Origin of the sequence: Bifidobacterium cebidarum, from assembly GCF_009193305.1 — a bacterium.
Taxonomy (GTDB): Bacteria; Actinomycetota; Actinomycetes; order Actinomycetales; family Bifidobacteriaceae; genus Bifidobacterium; species Bifidobacterium cebidarum.
Window position 1 is genome coordinate 106,298 of sequence record NZ_WBVS01000007.1, and the last position, 23,843, is coordinate 130,140.

At 58.2% G+C, this 23,843-nt stretch carries 18 protein-coding genes; 1 reads left to right on the top strand and 17 read right to left on the bottom strand.

The annotated features are described in order from the left end of the window. Positions 1-195: 195 nt before the first annotated feature. From F7D08_RS07620 to alr, 4 genes are all read right to left on the bottom strand, one after another. The gene (locus tag F7D08_RS07620) at positions 196-2,925 is read right to left on the bottom strand and encodes a transglutaminase domain-containing protein (RefSeq protein ID WP_152210044.1); all 2,730 of its coding nucleotides are present in this window, start codon (positions 2,923-2,925) and stop codon (positions 196-198) included. Positions 2,926-3,136: 211 nt separating this feature from the next. Next, complete coding sequence (dnaG, locus tag F7D08_RS07625; RefSeq protein ID WP_152210045.1) at positions 3,137-5,227, bottom strand: DNA primase; 2,091 nt, start codon at positions 5,225-5,227, stop codon at positions 3,137-3,139. Between the two features lie 79 nt (positions 5,228-5,306). Then, on the bottom strand, positions 5,307-6,593 hold the full coding sequence (locus F7D08_RS07630; RefSeq protein ID WP_152210046.1) for a deoxyguanosinetriphosphate triphosphohydrolase: 1,287 nt from the start codon (positions 6,591-6,593) through the stop codon (positions 5,307-5,309). Positions 6,594-6,616: 23 nt separating this feature from the next. Next, positions 6,617-7,975 (bottom strand): alanine racemase, encoded by a 1,359-nt coding sequence (gene alr, locus F7D08_RS07635; RefSeq protein ID WP_152210047.1) that lies wholly within the window; start codon positions 7,973-7,975, stop codon positions 6,617-6,619. A 281-nt stretch (positions 7,976-8,256) separates the two neighbouring features. Here alr and F7D08_RS07640 point away from each other — a divergent pair, with 281 nt between their 5' ends. Next, on the top strand, positions 8,257-9,711 hold the full coding sequence (locus tag F7D08_RS07640; protein WP_152210048.1) for an APC family permease: 1,455 nt from the start codon (positions 8,257-8,259) through the stop codon (positions 9,709-9,711). Between the two features lie 118 nt (positions 9,712-9,829). Here F7D08_RS07640 and F7D08_RS07645 read toward each other — a convergent pair whose 3' ends face one another. The 13 genes from F7D08_RS07645 to F7D08_RS07705 all read right to left on the bottom strand — a co-directional run bounded on the left by F7D08_RS07645 (position 9,830) and on the right by F7D08_RS07705 (position 23,631). Continuing rightward, positions 9,830-10,315 carry a GNAT family N-acetyltransferase gene (locus tag F7D08_RS07645; protein ID WP_226803434.1) on the bottom strand — a complete coding sequence of 162 codons (486 nt, stop codon included), beginning with the start codon at positions 10,313-10,315 and terminating at the stop codon, positions 9,830-9,832. Positions 10,316-10,525: 210 nt separating this feature from the next. Beyond that, positions 10,526-11,020, bottom strand: coding sequence for an S-ribosylhomocysteine lyase (locus F7D08_RS07650; protein WP_152210050.1), 495 nt, complete (start codon positions 11,018-11,020; stop codon positions 10,526-10,528). A gap of 131 nt (positions 11,021-11,151) precedes the next feature. Continuing rightward, the gene (recQ, locus tag F7D08_RS07655) at positions 11,152-13,095 is read right to left on the bottom strand and encodes a DNA helicase RecQ (RefSeq protein WP_152210051.1); all 1,944 of its coding nucleotides are present in this window, start codon (positions 13,093-13,095) and stop codon (positions 11,152-11,154) included. A 260-nt stretch (positions 13,096-13,355) separates the two neighbouring features. After that, positions 13,356-14,540, bottom strand: a complete 1,185-nt coding sequence (locus F7D08_RS07660; protein ID WP_152210052.1) for a cystathionine gamma-synthase — start codon at positions 14,538-14,540, stop codon at positions 13,356-13,358. 107 nt (positions 14,541-14,647) lie between these two features. Then, positions 14,648-15,670, bottom strand: a complete 1,023-nt coding sequence (locus tag F7D08_RS07665) for a pyridoxal-phosphate dependent enzyme (protein ID WP_152210053.1) — start codon at positions 15,668-15,670, stop codon at positions 14,648-14,650. Between the two features lie 445 nt (positions 15,671-16,115). Further along, a complete protein-coding gene (locus tag F7D08_RS07670) occupies positions 16,116-17,051 on the bottom strand; it encodes a hypothetical protein (protein WP_152210054.1) in 936 nt (311 codons plus the stop codon). A gap of 1 nt (position 17,052) precedes the next feature. Continuing rightward, on the bottom strand, positions 17,053-18,021 hold the full coding sequence (locus F7D08_RS07675; RefSeq protein ID WP_152210055.1) for an ATP-binding cassette domain-containing protein: 969 nt from the start codon (positions 18,019-18,021) through the stop codon (positions 17,053-17,055). After that, positions 18,018-18,398, bottom strand: a complete 381-nt coding sequence (locus F7D08_RS07680; RefSeq protein WP_226803435.1) for a GntR family transcriptional regulator — start codon at positions 18,396-18,398, stop codon at positions 18,018-18,020. The genes F7D08_RS07675 and F7D08_RS07680 overlap by 4 nt, the downstream gene beginning before the upstream one ends. A gap of 236 nt (positions 18,399-18,634) precedes the next feature. Then, positions 18,635-20,023: an MATE family efflux transporter gene (locus F7D08_RS07685; protein ID WP_152210056.1), complete on the bottom strand. Its 1,389-nt coding sequence runs from the start codon at positions 20,021-20,023 to the stop codon at positions 18,635-18,637. Positions 20,024-20,086: 63 nt separating this feature from the next. Next, positions 20,087-20,935 carry an ABC transporter ATP-binding protein gene (locus F7D08_RS07690; RefSeq protein WP_152210057.1) on the bottom strand — a complete coding sequence of 283 codons (849 nt, stop codon included), beginning with the start codon at positions 20,933-20,935 and terminating at the stop codon, positions 20,087-20,089. After that, positions 20,928-21,734, bottom strand: a complete 807-nt coding sequence (locus F7D08_RS07695) for an ABC transporter ATP-binding protein (protein ID WP_152210058.1) — start codon at positions 21,732-21,734, stop codon at positions 20,928-20,930. The genes F7D08_RS07690 and F7D08_RS07695 overlap by 8 nt, the downstream gene beginning before the upstream one ends. Beyond that, the gene (locus F7D08_RS07700) at positions 21,731-22,585 is read right to left on the bottom strand and encodes an ABC transporter permease (RefSeq protein WP_152210073.1); all 855 of its coding nucleotides are present in this window, start codon (positions 22,583-22,585) and stop codon (positions 21,731-21,733) included. Before F7D08_RS07700 ends, F7D08_RS07695 begins: the two co-directional genes overlap by 4 nt. A 68-nt stretch (positions 22,586-22,653) precedes the next feature. Further along, positions 22,654-23,631: an ABC transporter permease gene (locus F7D08_RS07705; protein WP_152210059.1), complete on the bottom strand. Its 978-nt coding sequence runs from the start codon at positions 23,629-23,631 to the stop codon at positions 22,654-22,656. Positions 23,632-23,843 lie beyond the last annotated feature (212 nt).

Sequence of the window (23,843 nt, forward strand, 5' to 3'; positions counted from 1 at the left end):
TGCGACTCTTAGCGATTCGTTGTGCACCATCGATGCACAAAACATTCGGGCACATGATAATTGCGGAAATGTTTCAGGTCTGAACATTTTCTCAAAAACAAATGTGCCTCCTCTGTACGCGTAAAGCACAAAGGAGGCACATTGGCCGAGATTATGACGGCATAACTACGTCATGGCCGTCTATTGCTTGCCTGTTTACTTGTAGTCACCAGCTTCGGAGGCCAGAGTCCATTCTTGGTCGAAGGCGAAGTGATCGGTTACTTCAGCCGGCTTCTTGAGCTGGTACTTGTCAATCGCCGTGCTGCCATCATCGTCCCATGTGGAATCCATGAGCAACCATTCGCCGTTGATGTGCACGTAGTTCCATGCGTGAGGAACACTCGTACCGGACACGGAACCGACCACCACACGCGAATCCAAACCTGCGGCCTTGGCCAGAGCCTGATATGCGTAGGCGTACGACAGGCACACGCCCTTGCCGCTGACCATGCCATACACGCTCCATGCATCCGGATACTGCTTCATGGCACTATCGCTTTCGAACGCATTACTGCTGTTGTCTCGGCCACCTACGGCATTGGACGCATCAAAGTCGTATTCCATCTTGCCGGCAAGGAATTGGTCGATGGCAATGGCCTTATCGCTGTCGGATCCCTGGAATTGCCCCTTGGCGGAGTTCACCAGATTCTCGACTTCCTGCTGGCGTTGCTGGTAGTCATCCGGATACTTGACCCACATCACCGTCTTGTTGCCGTTCTTACGAACCGTGTAGTTCACGCGATCGGACACCATGGCAATATACGGGTTCTGATATGTCACCTCGGCCATTACATCCTGCGTACTGGTCTGGTACTGATCGTTCGCATACTTGGTGATGTCAATCACCTCGTGGCCGTTGAGGATGTTGTTGGCCAGGTACTTGCCGAAATCAGTGGATGCGAAGTTGAAGAGCGGGGATTCCTTGGTGTCGGAATCAATCTTCTTCTTGTCGTATCCGGTCCAGTCCGCCTTACCAACCGAATTGAGTCGGTCAAGCACACCGCCAGCCTTGGGCAGTGCATCGGTGGCGGCCTTGGTGATTTGGCCGAAGGTCTGGGTCAAATCACCTTCGTAATACACGCTTCCGGTGTTTTTGATCTTGGTTCCAGGCGCACTGTAAGTGAATTTCCAACCATTCCTGCCGTTGCTGGTCAGATCGCTGAATTCGCTGGGCACTGCCACCGTGGCGCCATTCGCCATTTCCACGAACGTGTACACGTAGGCCTGCATATCTTCTTCGGTGGTGTTGCCTTCACCGAAGACGCCCTTCAAGCCGTAACTCCACTGATTGGTCTGCGCCTGCGTTGCCTGACCGATGGGAATGGTGGGCACCAAACTATTGGCATCGACCGCATGCCAGCGGCCTTCATGACCGTCCTTATCGACGGCGGTCACCACGATGTACAGTTTGCCCGCCGAATCGGCATCCCACGAACCGCCGGCATCCTGCAGGATTTCAGCACAGTATTCCTGCGTGGATTTCTGGCACTGCTCGATGGTGTCCTGGCTCTCCACGGCTAGCGACTGGAATGCCATGTTCTGCTTCAGCACACTGGTGCCGAGCGTATCGTCCTTGTATTCCTTCGGCTTGTCATAGTCGGCGGAAAGGAGTTCGGTCTTGGTACTGGATCCGATTTTCTTGATGGATCGCGTTGCTGGCATGTAATTTTCGTCGCCATCTTTGCCGATTGCCTTACGTGTGATGTACACGTACACGTTGTACGACTTCGCACCATCGACCTTGTCCCATGAGATGTCGACACCGCCATCCTTGTTGACAACGGGCGTCACGTTGTTCACCTGCGGCAGACGGGTGATGTCCGTATGTTCCTTGACGCGGAAGAATTGCACGATGGGCTTGGCGAGTTTCTTGCCGTTCGCGCCCACGTATTGCACGTAGTAATAACCGTCCGACGGCAGGAAACCGCGCTCCTTGCCGATGGAGTCGCCGTGCTGCATATCTTTCGGCAAATCCATGCTGCCGGACAGGGTGATGGTGCCGGTGCCTTCTTTGTCGTCGAATGGTTCGGTGGCGATCGTCGTTGTGGGCACCGGTACGCCGAATGAGGAATCCTGGTAGACGCGCACGCAATCGTCAAGGCTCAAGTCAACACCCGTCATCTGGGCCTCGCCCCACTTGACACTGTCTTTGATCTTGACCGGATCCTTCATGATGAGTTCGAACTCATAATAGGTATCCACGGCAATGGGGTCTTTGAACTGGTATTTGTCGCTCGGCATGCCGGCATAGGCCTGCTCTTTGGTGGGCATGGTGGAGTCGGCCATGATGCCGTCGATGGCACCGTCCGCTTTCATCATGTAATAGCCGCCAATGCTCACGGCACCGAACACCAGTGCCAGTACCGCCACGATGGCTATGAGAATGATCCACCATTTTGGCTTGCGCTTCTGGCCTTTGACCTTGGGCTGCTTGCCTCGTTTGGCCTTGTGCGATGTGTTTTGACCATTGGGCTGCGGCTGACCTGGGTAAATCTGCTGCTGGTTCTGCGGTTGATAGGGCTGCTGTACAGGGTAGCCAGGCTGTTGTGCCGATGCCGCTGGTTGATAAGGCTGGTTGGATTGCGGATACGGCTGGGCGTATTGCGGCTGGAACTGTGGCTGGCCTTGTGCGTATTGGGGCTGCTGGGGGTATTGGCCAGGCTGCGGCCATTGCCCTTGCGGCTGGGCGTATTGGCCCGGCTGATACTGCGGTTGCACAGACTGAGGCGACTGCTGACCATACTGGTTGTATTGACCGTACTGACCGTATTGGCCTTGTGACGGCCATGGGCTCGCACCAGTGTTCTGCCCGTTTCCCTGCTGCCATTGCTCTGATTGCGGCTGGGCATGTTGGTTATTGTCGTTGCCTGGCTGCTGCGATTCCACGATGACTCGCCCTTCTCATCACTCCGAAACCATACGTTCGGAGACCCCTTCATTGGCATCCGCAACGTGACTCATCTCACGTTTGAACATGAGCTTAGCACTGATGGACTGGACTCAACACCCCCTACCAGCTGCGAGCGCATGCTCCGTGGCATCACATCCTTGATGGCACCACGGCGCGGGCAATGCCATGGACAGCAAACGCAGTTGGCTAGCCAATCGTATTGCCGTAGACCTGTGCCTGCAGATCCTTGCGCGCGGTTTCCATTCGGGTGATCTGACCGAGGAGCGCGATCTTCTCCTCACCATCCGGCAATTGTGCCATACGGCGTTTGGCCAAGCCGATCTGACGCATGAAACCCATATCCAACAACCTGGTGAGCAGTTCGGAGGCATACCGCTGCTCTTCCTTGGTGGCGGGACGTAACTGCACAGCAGCTGCATTGCCCGGAACAATAGGCTGTGGAGGTTGCGCCCCGTTGCCGGTATCGTCTCCCGGCAACGGCAACGGCATAACGGCAAGCTCGTTAATGACCTGATTGAGCATAGGCCCGCCGGCCTTGGTGAGGTTATGCATCCACAGGCCTTGCGGCGTATCATCGTTCGGCAATCCACCAGCCGCAGCGATTGCCTGGAACAACGTGCGGAACACTGGGCTCATGAAATGGTCAAGCGTCAACTGACTGAACATCGTACGATCAATGGCACGCGGCACCTGTATCAATGTGGCCATGAACTGCTGCTCGGCGATGAATACGGCATCGTCGATTTTGAAGTACGCCTGTTCCTTGGCGTCCTGGCGTTCCAACGCTTTGCGCGCAGCCGGGTTGTCGTATGGATTGGTGCCTGGCTCCACACGCGGCGATTCATTCTGGAAGCGACGTTTAGCGGCGTATGCATCTTCATCACGCACATGCAACTGACGGCGTGCGCTCATCACTTCGCGGCGCATCACCTCCAAATCCACGCCGATGCGCCCTGCCGCCTTACGCGCGTAGGCATCCCACAGGGAGCGGTCTCGAATTTGCGCCACGAGCGGTGCCACGGCTTTCATGGCCCCCACCTGGCCTGGTGTGTAGGTCAGGTCGAAACGCGCGATGGCGGTATCAATGACAAAATCATAAAGTGGCTTGGCATGGGCGATCAACGATCGTACCGCCTCATTACCTCGCTCGATTCTCAAGTCACAGGGGTCGAGATTGTTCTCCGCCACGGCTACGAAGGTCTGGGAGAGGAAGGCCGAATCCAGCCCGAACGCATGCAACGCGGCTTTCTGACCGGCCGCATCACCGTCAAACGTGAACACGATGCGCGAGCTCAACGGCTGATCCTTGACCTTAAGCGGGCCGACCAATTGCACAGCCCCCAGCGAATCGTCGGCGATAAGCCTGCGTACGATTTTCGCATGCTCGGCACCGAATGCGGTGCCGCAGGTGGCGATGGCGGTATCGATGCCGGCCAAATGCATGGCCATCACATCGGTATAACCTTCGACGATCACCACTTGACGTTTCTTAACAATGGCGGACTTGGCCAAATCGATGCCATAGAGCACTTGGGTCTTGCGATAGAGCTGCGTATCCGGCGTATTGATGTATTTCGCCGCAATCTGATCGTCCTCATACAGCTTGCGAGCGCCAAAGCCAAGCGTGCGACCGGTCGAATCGCGGATGGGCCAAGTCACACGGCCACGGAAATAATCGTAGATGCCGCGCTGGCCTTGACGGGCCAAGCCGGCGTCAAGAATCTCCTGTTGCGTAAAGCCTTTGGACGCCAGATGGCGTACGAGATTATCCCAACCCTGTGGTGCGTATCCACAGCCGAAGCGTTCGCAGTCGGCTTGCGAGAAGTTGCGGCCTCCCAGCAGTTTGCGCGCGGGCAGTGCTTCCTGGGTCAGAATCTGCGAAACGAAGAATCGCTGCGCTTCCTCACAGGCCTCCAGCAGCCGCGTACGCTTGGAGCCCGTACCGTCCGGACGACCTGCACCATTGCCGCTGTTCTCGTAATGCAGTTCGATGTGGTACTTGTCCGCAAGCAGCTCCACGGCCTCGCGGAAGTCGATGTTCTCCGACTGCTCCACGTATTTGAACACGTCGCCGCCCAGACCACAACCGAAGCAATGCCAGACGCCGAGCGACGGACGCACGTTGAAGCTGCCGGTTTTCTCGTCATGGAAGGGGCACAGGCCCACATAGGTACCGGTGCCGGAAGGCTTTAACGTTACGGTCGCGGATACGATGTCATACAGGTCCGCGGCAGCGCGCACCTTCTCAACGTCTTCTTTCTTAATCATCCCGACCATAGTTCTCTAGACTACCGCCTGATTGCGGACAGGGTAAATTTTTGCCCTCCCCTTTCAGCCCCGGCGAAAAGAACGCGGCTCAGCACAGAATCGAGTGCAATGCCAGTGCGGAGCCATCGGTCAGGGATGCCACCTGATCGATGGCCACGCGCAAGCGCTCATCATCGTTGGTGCATTCATTCCAGTCAGCCAGGAATTGGCTTTCCAATGCATCCGAAGGAGCCGGAGAATCAGCCATCAGCACATCAATCAGATCCTCGACGATCTTCAGCTCTTCCTGATGGAATGGTTCACGTTCACGCGGCGCCATGACGAAGTACACGGCAATGCCCTTGAGCGCCACGATCTCGTAGTTGGTTTCCTCGGGAATCACGATGTTGGCGGAGTACCGGGTCAAAGGCCCTTCGCCATAGGTATCTCTGGTGGCGGTTTCCACCGACCAGCAGAACCGCCCGATCAGATCGGACGTGATGTTTTTCAGCTGTGCCAACGCCTGTCGGGATCCGTTGAAATGCGCGGGGAATACATGCTCACGGCGGAATCTCATGAATGCGGCGAGCAGCTTGTCGGCATCCCACTTCGCGCCATACCATGCACGCGTCTGTTCGATGATGTGGTCCAAGATCTGCGGGTCGGCCAGCACGATCGGATCGAACGCCCCGGTGGCGATGGAATCCTCCACATCATGCACTGAATAGGCGATGTCATCGGAAAGATCCATGATCTGGCATTCCATTGGCTTGGTGGCTTCAGGAGCGTGTTGCTTCAACCAACGGAATACGGGCTCATCGTCCGGGTAGACGCAGAATTTCTTGGACCGCTCCCCTTTCGGATGCTGGTCGGCTTCCGCCAGCGTCCAGGGGTATTTGACGGCGGCGTCCAGAGCCGCACGGGTCAGATTCACGCCAGCGGAGCGCCCGTCAGGATGGAACACTTTGGGTTCCAAACGGGTCAAAATACGCAAGGTTTGGGCATTGCCCTCGAATCCACCGATGTTTTTGGCAATATCGGCAAGCGCACGCTCACCGTTGTGCCCAAATGGCGGATGCCCAAGATCATGAGCGAGACATGCGCAATCGACCACATCCGGGTCGCATCCAAGAAGAGCACCGATTTGACGGCCGATCTGGGCTACTTCCAACGTGTGCGTCAAACGGGTTCTGGCGAAATCATCAGTTCCGGCAATCAGAATCTGACTCTTGGCACCAAGGCGGCGAAGCGCCGAGGAATGGATCAGTCGCGCGCGATCACGTTCAAAAGCCGTGCGCGATTTGGATTTCGGTGGCTCGGGGGCCCAGCGCTCCTCATCAAAGGCGCTGTAGCCCTCATTCACCAGTACCGTTTCCCCATCCCTCGTTGTTTCCATAGCTTCATGGTACGAAATATGATTTACAACAGCGTCGAGGCATCGAGCTTAGCCAGATCCTCCGGCGGCAGCACTTCGGCGGCGTGCTCGTAAAGGCGCGGAATGCGGTTCCTCAGGCAGGTGAAAATCTCGTAGCTGATGGTGTCGGCGGCACGAGCCCAATCATCGGCGGTCGGCTCGGCGAAGTCCTCGCCGCGACCGGGGCCGAACAGCTCCACCGTGTCGCCCTCGTGCACGCCGAGCTCGGCTGCCGAACCGTGCAGGTCCACGATGAACTGGTCCATGCACACACGGCCGCACACGCGCAGCAAACGCGGACCTTGTGTGGTCATGATGCGCACCGGGCCGCCTTCCTTCTCCACGTGCTTGGCGCCTTGCATATCGAAGCCGGAAGCGGAGCGGTGAATGCCGTCCGCGTAGCCGAGCGGCACAATGGCGGTGGATGTGTTGTCCGGAGTCAGATAGGTGCGGCCGTAGGAGATGCCGTGGCCGGCCTCCACATCCTTTACCGTGCCGAGCTGGGCCTGCAGGCGCATGGCCGGGGTCAGATGCCAGTCGCGTGGGGTGCCCATGGCCGGGTCAGGCTCGTAACCGTACAGGCCGATACCCGGGCGGGTCAGCTCGAAATGAATCTCCGGCCGATCCAGCGTGGCCGCGGTGTTGGCCAGATGGCGAATCCGAGGCGGAATGCCAGCGGCTTCCATACGGCGAGTGAAGTCCTTGAACGTTTCGATCTGACGGTCGGTGGAGGCCACGAATTCCGGCACATCCGGAGAATCGGCCACAGCCAAATGGCTCCACTGGCCGATAATTTCGATCACGCCTTCGTGCGCGAGCGGCACCAGTTTGGCGAGCGCCGCACCAAAACCAGCCGGGGTAAAACCATTGCGGCCAAATCCGGAGTCAACCTTCACATGCACGCGAGCCGGCTTGCCGAGCTTGCGCGCGGCTGCGGCCACGGCATCGATACCGGGCAGCGAGCCAACGGACACATCGATATCGGCGGCAATCAGCTCGTCGAACGGAACTTCGGTGCCGTTGTACACCCAAGTCAGAATATGGCAGCGGTCGGGGCCGATGCCGAGCTTGCGCAGCAGCAACGCCTCATGCGATTGCGCGGTGCCGAGCCAGGTGGCGCCACCTGCCAAAGCGGCCAAAGCGGCCGGCAACAGACCGTGGCCGTATGCGTCGGCCTTTACCACGCCCATCACGGCAGTGCCTGAGTTCGGGCCGCCCACCACGGAGACCAAGTGGGCCATATTGTCCCGCAAGGCCTTCAGATCCACGATGGCCTGTGCGGGGTATTGGCGACGGGCGGCCGCATAGTTGGCCTTGCCCTGCTCGCCGGAAAAATCAATGTCAGGTGCTGCATTCATGCTCATGAGTCCCTATTCTTGCGCGACAATATGACGTGCGGGCGTTGAAACCACGTTTCATCAAACTTTGAACGAAAAGTAACCCAAAAGTTACACATGAGGGACCGTTATCACGAACGCGTAACACTATTGTCCGCGCGGACGGCGTACACTGTGCAAACTATACGGTTCTCCGCATGATTCACAACAATTACGCGAACCGTTGTTGATTCCCGGCGTTGAGGCGTGCCGGGATCCCGGAAATCCGTCCGGTTTAGCCCCATAAACCAAGTTCATGAGAGAAGAACATGGATCTCTTCCGAAAGAAAAGCGTGGATCAGCTTGTATCTGAATCCACCCCTCTAAAGCGCACCATGCACACGTTCGATCTGACGATGCTCGGCATCGGCGCGATCATCGGTACCGGTATCTTCGTGCTTACCGGCAAGGGTGCGCTTACCGCCGGCCCGGCACTGTCCGTCTCGTTCCTGCTCGCCGCCATCTGCTGTGGTTTCGCAGGCCTGTGCTACGCCGAATTCGCTTCCATGGCACCGGTTTCCGGTTCCGCCTATTCCTACGCCTATCTGGCATTCGGTGAGTTGATTGCCTTCATCATCGGCTGGGACCTTATTCTGGAGTACGCGCTGCAGGCGGCCACCGTGTCCGCCGGCTGGTCAGGCTATTTCAACAAACTGCTCGAGGGCTTCGGCCTGCATCTGCCGGTTGAATTGACCGCCGCTTATGGCACGACTCCTGGCGTCACCACCTATTTCAACCTGCCCGGCTTCGTGATTGTGCTGCTGATCACTTGGGTGCTGTCCATCGGCATCAACCAGACCAAGCGCACCAACGACATCATGGTGATGATCAAGCTCATTATCATCGTGCTGTTCATCGTCTGCACGGTGTGGTTCGTGAACCCGGCCAACTGGCATCCGTTCTCCCCGTACGGCATCTACACCTTCCAGCCCGGCTCCACGCAACCGTATGGCATTGTGCCGGCCGCCTCCATTGTGTTCTTCAGCTTCATCGGCTTCGACGCCGTCTCCTCCTCCGCCGAGGAGACCGTGAATCCGAACAAGACACTGCCGAAGGGCATCCTGCTCTCCCTGGCCATCTCCACAGTGCTCTACATCGTGATGACGTTCATCATGACCGGCGTGGTGCCATACAAGGAGTTCGCCAACTTCATCGACGCCCCGGTCGCCGGCGTGATCCTGGCCACCGGTCTCAACTGGCTGGCAGTGATTGTGAACCTCGGCGCTCTGATCGGTATGACCACGGTGATGCTCGTGCAGCTCTACGGCCAGTCCCGCATCTGCTATGCGATGAGCCGCGACGGTCTGTTCCCGGAGTTCTTCGGCCATGTGCATGAGAAGTACCGCACCCCGTTCAAGGGCACCTGGTTCTTCGGCATCCTGACCGCCATCGCCGGTGGTTTCATCAACATCAACGTGCTGTTCGAGCTGGTGAACATCGGTACGCTGTCCGCATTCATCATCGTGTCCGCAGGTATTCTGTGGATGCGCAAGACGCAGCCGGATGCGCATCGCGGTTTCAAGGCTCCGCTGGTGCCGTTCACTCCGATTGTCTCCATCGTGTTCTGCTTCGTGCTGATCGCGGGCCTGAATTGGGAGACTTGGGTGCGATTCGCCATCTGGTTCGGCTTGGGCCTGATTGTGTACTTCGGCTACAGCCGCAAGCGTTCCAAGCTTGAAGCGGCCAAGGCCGAAACCGCTGAGGTCAAGCAGACTGAAGCCTGATCAGGTCGTTGACCATTGGAAAGGTCCACTCGATTGAGCGGACCTTTCCTATACCTGCAACGCCTATAACTTATTCGCTGACAGCTCCCATCAGCGATGGGGAGCCAGAGGAAAAATCTCACCACTCATGACGCTGATAGGCAATACGAGTAGTGTCAGTGGGCCTATCCAACAGCTGGATCAGTCCGCAACGGGCGAAACCAACGCTTTCAAACACATGCTGCATGGCTTTGTTATTCGGATGCGTGTCGGCACGCACATTGCCATAATGCTTCAACGCCCAGGCAATGCAGTCACGGGCAGCATGACGCACCAAACCGGATGAGGCGATACGATGAATAGTCACATAAGCATCGTTATCCAACCAAGCGCCATCGATGGAGGCATAGGTCGGATCCTCCCCCGGGCACAGCGCAAACTGAGCCAGAATCCTCTCTCGGTCGTCCTTTACATCCACCAGCAGCATCATGCGTTGATTCGCGATGTCGTCGATAATCACAGATTCACGCGGGAATTCGGTCCCCCACTGAGTCGGGTTGCCATTGGCTGCCATCAGGGCACGAGCACGAGCATAAATCTTCTGCATCTGCGGCAAATCATGCATCGTAGCATGGCGAAAACAACGTCCCGTCGTTTTATCCGTGGCGTCCGGCTGAGTCACCTCTTACCTCTTTCCGTGCTCTTTCCCTCGACGACAGCGCAATGCCATAACGCAATGCGAAGTATGAACTGACGGTAAACCTACCATGCCACGCGCATAAGAAACCCCGCCCACGTCATAGCGTGGACGGGGTTATCTCAACGCAGCCAGGAATCAAACGACCTTGCGTTCGAACGGATCGGAGCTGATGCCCTCTTCAAGAATCTGCTTTGCCCATTCCTTGGCGGTGAACAGGCTGTGATCACGATAGTTGCCGCAACTCTTCTCCGTGGTGGCCGGCACATCATCCCACGTGGCCTTGTAGGCGATGAATTCCAGGGATTCCTTCAGCGCCTTGGCCACCTCTTCGGTCGGGTGTTCGCCCCAGGTCAACAGATGGAAGCCGGTACGGCAACCGAACGGCGAGCAGTCAATGTAGCCCGGAATGCGTTCGCGCAGCAGCACGGCGATGGTGTGCTCGATGGTGTGCAGGCCACCAGTCGGAATGGCCTGCTTGTTCGGCTGGGTCAGGCGCAGATCGTAATTGGAGATCACATCGCCATGCGGGCCTTTTTCGATATCGATATAGCGCACATATGGGGCCTTAACCTTGGTGTGATCAAGCTGGAACGATTCGACAACAGGCTTTTCCTGAGTTTCTTCTGCCATGATTCCCTTTCTCTTGTGTGTTACAAAGGCACGACTTGTTCTATAGAACCATCGTAGTCAGCGATATTGGTTCATGTGCACACAACGGGCATGCCCGCTATAGACGTTTGTTATCGGGGCTTATCACGGACTTATTGCGTCTTGCCTGCATTGAAGGCAGCCACGGCTTCCATGAAACACTTGCCATAGAGCTCGAGCTTGTGCTCACCCACACCGTTGACGGCGAGGAACTGTGCGTTAGTGACCGGCCGAATCACTGCCATATCGCGCAGTGTTTTATCCGAGAACACGATGTATGGCGGCTTGCCGATCTCCTGTGCAATCGTTCGACGGAGCTCACGTAGCTTTTGGAACAAGGCTTCGGCATCATCATCTGGCACATAGGAGCTGAACGGCGCACCAGAACCTGCAGCTTCTGCGCCAGTCGCTCCCCCGGCACGCATATCACGCTGCACCGCACGAGATGCCGACTTACGTTCCACCTTCTTGATTTCGTAATGGAAACCAGGCGCAACGGTTTCCGCGGCACGCACGCCGAACTGCACGATGGGCAACCGCCCTTCAGCGATGGAAAGGTACCCATCAGTGGCCATCTGATTCAGCACATCGCGAATCAATGCGGTGTTCACATCTTTGAGCATGCCGAATGTGGGCAACTGCTCGGGATTCAGCCATGCCAGATCCTGAGCTTGGGAGCCGCGCAGAATCTTGACGATCTTGCCTGAGCCGACACGCTGGTTCACATCGTGCACGCAACGGCTGATGGCACGCGCCACCTGAGTCACGTCAGTGGTGGCGAACGTGCTTTCGCAATTGGAGCATGCACCGCATTTACCGTTGACTTCGCCAGCCGTATCGGTTCCGCCAGCCGCGGCCGCCAGTTCCTGGCCGAAATACCGCGTCATGTACCGATGCAGGCAGTCCGTGGTACGGCAGTAGCCGATCATGCCATCGAGCAGGCGGCGTTTGGATTGGCGCACGATCTCCTGCTGCTCGGGTGTCATGCGGTCGTTTTCGTAATCGCTGTCAAGTAAACGGCGTCGGGTCACAATATCCGACTCATTCCACAGCAGCGTGCAACGACTCGGTTCGCCGTCTCGCCCGGCGCGACCGGCCTCCTGATAGTAAGCCTCGATGGATTCCGGCATGTTGTAGTGGATCACGAAGCGCACATCGGATTTATCGATGCCCATGCCGAATGCGTTGGTAGCCACCACCACCGGCACTTTATCGGTGATGAAATCACGTTGCGCTTTTTCTCGCACATCTGCGTTCATACCGCCGTGGTAGGCGACCGCGGTATGGCCCATATCATTCAGCGTTGCCGCAATATCTTCCGTATTTTTTCGAGTGGCGCAGTACACAATGCCGGATTCATCCGCATGCTCGGCAATATAGGAGGCCACCCATGCCACCTTGTATTTGGTTTCAAGCTTGACCACATCGAAATACAGGTTCGGCCGATCGAAACCGGTCACGGTAATGGCTGGATCGCAAAGGCCAAGCAACCCTATGATATCCTGCCGCACCCGTTCGGTGGCGGTGGCGGTGAATGCTCCGATTGGTGGGCGCTGCGGCAGACCGGCGATGAATTCGCCGATGCCAAGATATGAGGAGCGGAAATCCTGCCCCCATTGGGAGACGCAGTGGGCTTCGTCCACTGCAATCAAAGAAATCGGCGTTCGGGCGGCGAAATCGCGGAATCGGCTGGTTTCCAGACGTTCCGGAGCCACATACAACAGTTTGATTTGCCCGGCGGCAGCCTGGGCAAGCACCATGGCCTGCTCATCCATGTCTTGCGTGGTGTTGACGAATGCGGCCGGCAGACCAATATCGTTCACTGCATCGACCTGATCGCGCATCAAGGAAATCAAGGGAGAAATCACGAGCGTAACGCCTGGCAGCAGTGCAGCTGGAATCTGATAACACACGGATTTGCCGGCGCCCGTAGGCATGACGCCCAAAACATCACGGCCGGCGAGCAGGGCCTCAACAATACCCTGCTGGCCGGGCCGGAATGAGTCATAACCGTAATACTGCCTAAGCGCAGCAAGTGCCGCATTCTGTGCCGTCATGGCTCCCACCATAGCGCATCGATGCTGTCAAGAAGCGTTTGGACAGTGCTATAAAAACACTATCTCGCTTACAAGGGGTACATTCCCGTATATTCTGACATCTATCTGCTCTGTAAGGGGTATCTTTCACGCAAAATGGCATCTATCATCGGCGCAATGGCGGTGATGATAGATGCCATTTCAGTGAATCGGTACCCCTCACAACCCAGATAGACGTTTTAAGTCAGCGGAATGTACCCCTTGCAAAGCAGTTAGCACATTTACAGACGCTCGAGGGCCTGCTTGAGGTCGGCGATGAGGTCGTCCGCGTTTTCGATGCCCACGGAGATACGCACCAAGTTGGCGGGCACCTGCAGGGTGGTACCGGCCACGGAAGCGTGGGTCATGGCGGCCGGAACCTCGATGAGGCTTTCCACGCCGCCCAGGGACTCGGCCAGCGTGAAGATCTGCGTGTGGTCCACAAAACGCTTGGCCGCTTCGGCACCGGCGGCAAGCTGCACGGAGACGATGCCACCGAAGCCGCCATGCATCTGGTGTGCGGCGATTTCGTGGCCCGGGTGGGATTCCAGGCCCGGGTACCAGACGCGCTCAATCACATCGGCCGGCTGGGATTCCAGCCATTCGGCCACCTTCAGCGCGTTGGCGCTGTGGCGCTTGACGCGCAGGTCCAGGGTCTTCAGGCCGCGAATATCCAGCCAGGAATCGAACGGGGAAGGCACGGCGCCGGCGGCATTCTGCAGGAACGCCACCTTTTCGCGGGTCTCTTCGTCGTTCAGCACCACGGCGCCGCCGACCACATCGGAGTGGCCGCCAATGTACTTGGTGGTGGAGTAGACCACCACGTCGGCGCCCTCATCCAGCGGATGCTGCAGGGCCGGGGACGCGAAGGTGTTATCCACGGCTACCTTGGTGCCGTACTTGTGTGCAACCTCAACGGTGGCGGCGATGTCGGTGATGTTGAGCAACGGGTTGGATGGGGTTTCAACCCACACGTACTCATAATGCTTGGAGGACAGGGCGGCTTCCACGGCCTTCAGATCGGTGATGTCCATCACGTCGAGACCCACGCCCCACGGCACGAACACCTTGGCAAGCAGACGGTAGGTGCCGCCATATACGTCGTTGCCAAGCAGGATGTTGTCGCCGGGCTTGATGGTGGAGCGCAGCAGCACGTCGATGGAGGCGAGGCCGGAGGAGAAGCTCAGCGCGTACTTGGCGCCTTCCACGGAAGCCAGCTGCTCGTCGAAGCTGGTGCGGGTGGGGTTGATGGAGCGGGAGTAGTCATGGCCGCCGCGCAAGCCCAGCACACCATCCTGCTTGAAGGTGGAGGTGGCGAAGATCGGGGTCACCACGGCACCGGTGGTGGGGTCGGGCTCCTGGCCGGCGTGGATGGCGCGGGTGGCGAGAGCGTTCTGGGCGAACTTTGCGTTGTATTCAGCGGACATATGTTGTGTTCCTTTCCTATGCGCTGCCTTCGAGAGTACGGCAGCTGCCGACATGTGCGGCGCGTGTTGGTATTGGTGTTATTGATATCGGGTTATTGCAGCATCATTCAGAGGTATTGCTCGGCGAGGGAGGGCTTGGTGGTGCGGTCCACCACATCGCCATAGCCGTTGGCGCGCATCCAATCGTCGTTGAAGATCTTCTCCATATAGCTGCGGCCGGAATCCGGGGCGAGCACCACGACGAGCTGGTTTTCGTCCAGATCGTTGGCGAGTGCGTACTTGATGGCGCTGGCCACGGCCATGCCGGAGGAGCCGCCCACGAGCAGCGCTTCTTCGCCGGCTAGGCGGCGGGTCATTTCGAAGGCTTCGGCGTCACCCACCTTGACGATGTCGTCGGTGATGTTGCGGTCGAAGGCCTTGGGGTAGAAGTCCTCTCCCACGCCCTCGATGTCGTACTGGTGCACGTCGGCGAGCGAGTCGGCGGAGTAGATGGAGCCTTCCGGGTCGGAGCCGATGACCTTGACCGCTCCGTTCGAGGCTTCCTTCAGGTACTTGCCGGTGCCGGAAATGGTGCCACCGGTGCCGATGCCGGCAACGAAGTGGGTGATTTTATGGTCGGTGGCCTCCCAGATTTCAGGTCCGGTGGTGTAGTAATGGCTTTCCGGGCCGTTCGGGTTGTCGTACTGGTTCGGGCGGAAGCCACCGGGGATTTCGTTGGCGAGGCGTTCGGCCACTTGGTAGTAGGAACGCGGGTCGTCCGGGCCGGCATCGGTGGGGGTCACGATGACTTCGGCACCGTAGGCGCGCAGCACCGCACGCTTGGATTCGGAGACCTTGTCCGGCAGGGTGAAGATGGTGCGGTAGCCACGCTGCTGGGCCACAAGGGCCAGGCCGACGCCGGTGTTGCCGGAGGTGGGTTCCACGATGACGCCGCCGGGCTTCAACTGGCCGGAACGCTCGGCGGCATCGATGATGCGCTCGGCGATGCGGTCCTTGGAGGAACCGCCGGGGTTGAAATATTCGACTTTGACGGCGATGGTGGCCTTGACTCCGGCCGCCTGGGGAATGTGGTTCAGCTTGACGAGCGGGGTGTTGCCGATGAGTTCCGCGAGGCTGTTGTGGATGGTCATGTGAAGTCCTTTGGTCCGGGGTTGTTGGGTTTTGCTCTGGGTTTGTGGTGTAAGCGATTCGGTTCTGTTGCTTTCGTGAACCGACGTTCCCGGACGAGCGGACATTGACTTCATGTTGATTGGAGCATCCACACCCCTTCGCTCACGTGAAGAGTTCTGCTGCGATCCTCTGTTTTCCGATGATGTGATGCGACCCATCACACCGCGCCAACTTCCGCGGTTGTTATTCATGGAAAGATTCGCAGCCAACTTGCTGCGATATGAATGCTCGTTCTCAAGTTATGCGTCACTGACCGTGCGCCCGGGGGCGTCGGTTAGCGACAACAACATGAGAAAATCCGCATGCCTCACACCATAGCACAGGTTGAGACATGTGTGTGTCGCGGGCGTTCATATTACGAAATAAGGCTCTCCTCGTCGCCAAGAGGAAAGCCTTACTTTCTCATCAACCGCGCTGGCGGGCTGGGTGGATTTCTCGGCGTTTGGTAAGCATCCAGACAATCCACATACATAGCGCGAACAGCACCAGCGATTCAGCCAGTGGAATCCACACCACATAGGTGCCAATTTCCACGCCATCTGCGGTGTAGCTGACCACTCGCCCAGACATGGCCTGCACCAATCGATTCTGCGCGGTTCCACGTTTAAAGAACGCGCCTACCATCTGCATCTTGGGCACATACAGCAACATCGACATCGAGGAGCTCAGCTGCTGAGCCGCATACCAGAACGCAACAATGGCAATTGCAGCCGCCCAGATTCCTTTGTTCGCCAGCCAAGCCAACACGGCACCAACCAGCGTACCAATCGCCGCATACGCGAGCATCAGCGAGAAGAACTTCAACCCCACAAACAGCGGACCGGCTGCGAGCGCCTTCGAATAGGTCGCACCCCACGCCGAGAAGGCATCCGAGGGCAATCGCTCCCACGCATACAGGAACTGCTCGGATAGATGCGCATAGAACGGACCGGAGAGCCTGCATCCATCCGATTTCTCATAGCACATCGCCGTTCCCGTGGCGATGACGATGAATCGTGCCGCCAGATACAACACCGACATCGCCAGTGGCACCACCGCAGCGCTTATCGCGGTGGCCTTCATGTATGACTTGCGCGAAACCCCATGGCAGAGCGCTGTGCCGAAGAAAAACCATTGCCATGCCATCGCCGTGAATATTAGTAGGATTCGAAAGTAATACTCAACATCGTTGATTCCGGGAAACACTATCGCGCTTGAACCGGTGTATCCGAGCATTACCGACTGATAGCACAGCGGCACGAACAGCAGCAGCCCTACCGCAAGCACCACGCCATACACCGTGAGGCAGCGGCGCAACGTCAGGAGGAATTGCCTGCTCAATCCGTAGGTTTTGCCAGTCATGTCATTGGCCTTTCTGGGATGGCAGCATTGCATCTGCAATGTTTGCAACGTTGACGGATTGCGATGTTTCCGGAGATGACGTGGCACATATGACATACTCCTGCAGCCCAAGCCGGTTAGCGGATACTCCCACCGGCAATTCAGAAGGGTCAATCTGCCCGCGCACTACCACGGAAAGCAGCTTTCCCATCTCCTCGCGGGAAATGATTTGCAGCTGGCTACTGGCAGCGAATGTGGTTACCCGATCAGCCTCACCGACCAAAACGGTTGCTCGCGAGCTCGCCGATTCGGCATCGAATTCGTCGATGATTCTGCCTTGGTCGAGAATGGCCACCCGTTCCACCACATGCGCGATTTCATTGATGATATGGGTCGAGAGCACGATGATGCGCGGATGTTCGCTGAACGATTCGAGCAGGAACCTGTAGAACGATTCACGATTGGTGGCATCGAGGCCAAGTACCGGCTCGTCCAACAGCAGCACGTCCACCGGTACGCACAGGGCCGCCACCAATCGCACGATCATGCGTTGGCCGAGCGAGAGCTGACCATACAAACTGCCTGGTATAATGCCGAATTCAGCGAGCATGCGAGCACTGAACGCCCAGTCGAAGCCGCCGTAATAGCGTTCTTCGCGCTTGAAGATCGTGTTGAGTCGAACGCCGACCATGAATGGCACGGTTTCGTTGAGCAGACAGATGCGTGATTGTGCGGCTTCGTTCTCGAACACGCTCGTGCCATCAAGTTCAATTGAGCCGCTGCTCGGCAGCAGACGATTGGCAATCACGCCCATCAGCGTGGATTTGCCGGCCCCGTTGCGCCCGAACAGACCGTAGATGGCCGGCCGCAGCGTAAGGTTCACGCCGTTCAACGCCACGGTTGAACCGTAGCGTTTGCGCAAATCGGTAATGGTGAGCGTCGCATCGGTTGCCGCATCCTCAGCAGCTGCAACATAATCCGTTGCGCTCATGATGCATACTCCTTCTCAATCAGCTCGGTCAGTTCTTTGAGGCCGAAGCCCAGGCGCTGTGCCTCGGCGATGAATTGAGGCAGTTGGCTGGAAAGGAACTCCTCGCGCTTGGCGTTGCGAGCGCGATTCACCGCGCCGGGAGCAACGAACATACCCAGACCGCGGCGCTTTTCCAGCAGCCCGCGTTCCACCAGCAGGTTCATGCCTTTGAGCACGGTGGCAGGGTTGATGCGGTAGGTGGTGGATATCTCGGTGGTGCTCGGCACTTGGTCACCTTCCTTGTAGAGCCCCAGCACAATAGCCTCGTTCAGCTGGTCGGCCACCTGCCGGAACAGTGGTTCGCCACTGGAATCATCGAAACGCAAGGTTTGGTTCACCTCCTGCGGCTGTGGTGCGACATTGGAATCAACGATGGTTGGGACAGCCTGACCGATATGGCTCGGACGGCCTTATGCAAGTAGAGGAGCAGCATAACCAGCCACTTCATTGGTTAGTTACTCATGTAACTAACCATATAACCTAATCAGGCAGCAGTCAAATCGGCAATCGGCCACAGTTCAACCCCACATGCAGCCAAGCTGAGGCTCCTGTCCAATCCGCAATACTTTGCCATCTATGCGGCTTGAGCAGGAGCCTCAGCACGCGGCACCACCTGCGACACCGCATGCCGGAACACAAACACCGACACCAGCGCTGAAGCGATGTCCGAGATGGGCTCGGCGGCGAACACGCCCACCACGCCGATGAATTGCGGCAGGATGAATGCCAAAGGAATCAAGAGAATGATTTTGCGCAGAATAGCCAGGAACAGCGATGGTTTCGCCAATCCCAATCCGACCAACGTGCATTGCACGCCGCATTGGATGCCGAAGATGCCCCAACCGCAGACGAACAGTGGCATCATGGAGCCGACAATGGCGATGATGCCGGCATCGGCGGTGAACAGCCGTGCGAACGATTCGGGAACTATCGCAATCACCGTCACCATGGCGGACATCACGACCAGCAGCAATCCGATTCCCAGCCGATACGCGTACCGCACGCGAGCATAGTTTCGCGCCCCATAGTTGCAGCTGATAATGGGCTGCAGACCTTGTTGCAACCCGTTGTTCACCACGTAGATCAGCTGCATGGTGCTGGTGATGATGGTCATGGCCGCCACGTACTCATCGCCGCCAAGTCGGGAAAGCTGACTGTTGAACACCACGTTGATCGCGCATTCGGTCAGCTGCATCACAAATGGCGAGGCGCCCAGTGCCAGTACCGGCAGTACGGTCCGGTCAATCCTCAGCCGCGCTGACCGATACCGTATGGCGCTGCGAGGCGAAGCCAGGAATGCAATGATCCACGCTGCGGATAGGAATTGCGATATCACATTGGCCATGGCGGCGCCACGCACGCCCATGTCAAGCCAGAAAATGAACATCGGGTCAAGAATCACACTGGCTCCGGCACCGATCAGCACCGACACCATTGCCACTATCGCCTTGCCCTGTGCGGAGATGAAAGCATTGAGGCCAAGCGTCACTTGCACGAACAATGTTCCCAGCAGGTAGACGCTCAGGAAATCCGAGGCATACGGCAACGTATGATCACTGGCGCCGAACGCTCGCAACACCGGCTCTTTGGTAAGTTCCAGCAGTACGGTCAGCGTGAGCGATATGGCGATCAGCATGGCGGTGCTGGCGCCGAGGATTCGTTCGGCGCCACGCACATCGCCTTTGCCGAGCGCTATGGAGGCCAGCGGCGCGCCACCCGAGCCAATCAACAGCGCGAAGGCAGCCACCGCGATAGTCACCGGGAAGCAGATGCCGATGCCTGCGATGGCCAGATCACCGACTTCGGGAATATGCGCGATGAACAGGCGGTCGATAATCGTATACAGCGCGTTCGCGGCTTGGGCCACAATCGCCGGGCCAGCTAGTGAGAACACCAAGGGAATAATCGGCTTGCTCGCCAGATCTTTCTGGGCATCTGTTTGGGCAGCCGACTGTTCACTCATCCGCACACTCCCCTATTACCCTTGCCGTTCGCTGGCGTTGCTTCCTACAAACTACAGCACTGACTAGAGCGAGGCGGCGGCGATGAGCTGGCGCGTATAGTCGGACTGGGGATGGCCGAGCACGGCTTCGGTAGTGCCGGATTCGACTACTGCGCCTTCATGCAGTACGAGAATGCGGTCGGCGATATGCTGCACCACGCCAAGGTCGTGAGAAACCATGATAATGGCCGGTTTGATGGGCTGGCCGGTGGCTGGATCAATGGCCCGCGAGCCTTCGCCGGAGAGAATCGATTGGAAAGTCTCGAGAATCTGCACGCGGGCGGCCACATCGATGGCGCTCATCGGCTCGTCGGCCAGAATCAGGCACGGCTCGTTGACAATGGCCCTGGCGATGGCTACACGCTGGGCCTGGCCACCGGACAGGTCGCAGGGGTAACGGCCCATGAAGATTCTTGGTTCGAGGCCGACTCGGGCCAGTGCCTGTGCGGTTTTGCCTTCGACCTCATCCGCCGCGAATCCCAGCGTGCGACGACGCAACCATAATGGTTCGGAGACCGAACGTTCGATCGTCCAACGCGGGTCGAGCGAGGAGAACGGGTCTTGGAACACGATGGAGGATTCGGCACGCAACGTGCGCATGCCTTCCGACCCATGCCGGACTTCCGCACTACGGTATTCGATGCTGCCCGAATCGGCGGCGGCAAGCCCCAACATGATGCGGGTCAGCGTGGTTTTGCCAGAGCCGGATGCGCCGATGACGGCCAGGCACTCCCCCGCTTTGACTTCCGTGGACACGTCGAACAGCACTTGGCGGCGCGGGGCGCGGCCGAAGTCGAACAGTCCGCGATGCATGGCACGGTCGGCGAAGGATGCGTTGATATTGCGCGCGGCGAGCAGGAGTTCATCACTCATGGGAATCCTCCTTGATATTGCGGAGGTCAGCACTGTGGAGGGTGAGGATGCGGGCGGCGGACACCAGGCGCTTGGATTCAGACGTCTTCGGGTCCGCCAACACTTCGGCAGTCGCCCCGGAATCCACGATACGCCCGGATTCCAGCACATAGCAGCGCGTGGTGGCGCGCGCGAGCACCGAGAAATCATGGGTGATGAACAGCATCGAGGCACCGGCATCATCCACCAGAGCAGTCAGCAGATCCACGATCTGGCGCTGCGTAATCGAATCGAGTGCGGTGGTCGGCTCGTCGGCGATGATGAATCGCGGCGAGGTGATCAATGCCGTGGCGATGCCCACGCGCTGCTGTTGGCCTCCGGAAAGCTCATGCGGATACTTGTTGGCCGTCTCTTCGGCAAGACCGACTTTGCCTAACATTGCTGCCACACGCTCGGCGCGTTCGGTTGTGGTGAGGTCATAGTGCAGCTTGAGCGGCAATCCGATCTGCTGGGCGACCGTCATCACCGGGTTCAGCGAGGCGGCCGGATTCTGGAACACCGTGCCCACATAGCTGCCTCGCAATGCCGCAAGCTCACGTTCGGGCGCACCGATCACTTGTGTCTCGCCTAAGGCAACCGATCCGGAAACGGAAGCGTTCAGCGGCAAGAGTCCCAGCATCGCTTTGGAAATCATCGATTTTCCAGAGCCGGAGGAGCCGATGAGCCCGACTCGCTCACCGTCCGCAATGTTCAGATCTATACCGGAAACAATCGGCTTGTCGGCGATGACAACGCTCAGACCTTCTACGGTAACGCTCATCGCTCGTCTTCTTTCTCTGCAGCGACAACCGTTTGCCGCAATGCCGGGTTGGCCACCGGGTCGATGGCGTCGCGTAACACGTCCCCGAACACATTCAATGCCACAACCACCACCGTAACCATCAAACCTGGCCACAGCACGGTCAGCGGGAACACATTGATGAGCTTGACCGAGGTGGCCAGCGAATGCCCCCAGCTGGGTACGCCGGAAGGCACGCCGATGCCAAGGTAGGTGAGTCCGGATTCGGCCAATACCGCAGTGCCCGCAGACAGAGAAAGCTGCACAGCCAGTACCGGCACGATATTAGGAATGATGTGACTGACGAGCACCTGCCAGCCGCTTGCTCCATTGGCCAGAGCTGATTCCACATAGGCTGAGCGAGAGGCCAACAACGCGGCCGGCCGAGCCACACGGGCGAGGTTGAGGCCATAGCCGAAACCGCAGGCGATCACGATCACGGCAACGGATGCACCCAGCGGCACGGCGAGAATCAACGCAATCAGCACCGTTGGTATGGAAATCAGCGCATCAATCACCACAACAGATGTATTGGCGAGCGCGGAATTACGTGTCACCATCGCGGCGATGAGCAGCAATCCCCATACGGCGGAAACGATGACCGTCAGCAGCACGATGAGCAGATTGGTGCGAGAGCCGGCCATCAGCCAGCTGAAGACATCGGCACCCGTACCATCCGTGCCAAGCCAGTGCGCGGCGGATGGTGCAGCCCACACATGGTAGCCGTCCGTGGCCCACAGCGATTGTGGTGTCCAGATCAGGGAAACCAATGCTATGGCCAGCCAGAGCGCGAGCACGATCAGCGCGAACTTGCCTTCCGCGCGACGCCACATGGAGCGCAATGCCGCTGACGCAAACGCCAAGCGATCCGCCGTGCCGCGATGATTGTTACTGTTGCCACTCATGCGTCCACCTCCATAACAGCGCTGACGCTTTTCAAACGCGGGTCAAGCATACGATGCAAGACATCCACCACGAGGCCAACGCCCAGGAAGAATGCAGCAAGCAGGAACAGCTCGCTTTGCACGGCGATGAGGTCGCGATTGCCTACATCGATGACGAGTCCGTTGCCGATGCCCGGCAAGGCGAAGAGGTTTTCGATGACCATCACGCCGGTAATCATCGAGGCGAAGGTCAGGCCGATCACCGAAACCAGTTGCGGCATAGCAAGACGCAGACCAACGTAGAGTACTGCTTGGGTGCGGGTCATACCGCAGGAGCGTGCCATGTCGATGTATCCGGAACCGGCCAAATCGCCGAGTGCCGCGCGCGTGTAGCGCATCAGTGAGGCGCCGACGATGATGCCGACTGTCAACGCCGGAAGAATCAGCGACAATACTGCGCTGCCCGGCTTGCCCCAGCCGTCGAGAGGGAAGCCCTGCGAGGGAAGAACACCGATGAGCCCCACACCTTTGCCGAACAGCAGAATCAGCAGCAGTCCGCCCCACAATGCGGGCACAGAACCGCCGATGATGGCGAGCACATGAAATGCCGCGCGCACACGAGGCGAGCGGGCCAATACCGCAGCGCAACCTAAAGGCAAGCCAATGGCCATCGCAATCAGCAGTCCCAGAATAATCAAAGGAAAAGTAATGGATGCACGCGTACCGATCAACGCGGTCACCGAGCGTCCGGTCAGAATCGAGGTGCCGAAATCGCCGGTGATCAGTGCGCCCATCCAATCAAAATACTGCGCAATCAGCGGCCGATTCAATCCGAGCTGCTCACGCAGCTGTGCCACGCGGCTGGCGGGCGCATTGATGCCGGCCATGATGGAGGCCACATCGCCAGGCAGAATGCGCAAAGCCGCAAACACCACTACCGAGATGCCGAACAACGCCGCTATGAACAGCAATAGTCGGCGAATCACAAATCGCATGTGCGGCTCCTTCATGTAAAGGACAAGCACTCGTTCAGCCCAAAGAGGCCGACTCATACATGTCACGTTTCCTGAAACAGAGTGTGGTTGAAAGATGTTCTATTTCAGACCGTAAAGACTTGGCTGCTACGCTGCCGCGTAGCTGTCGCAGTCCAGCTGCTCCCCTCGCCTATGGGCAACCCACAGGGTTGCCCATTTCACGGCTCGGCGGC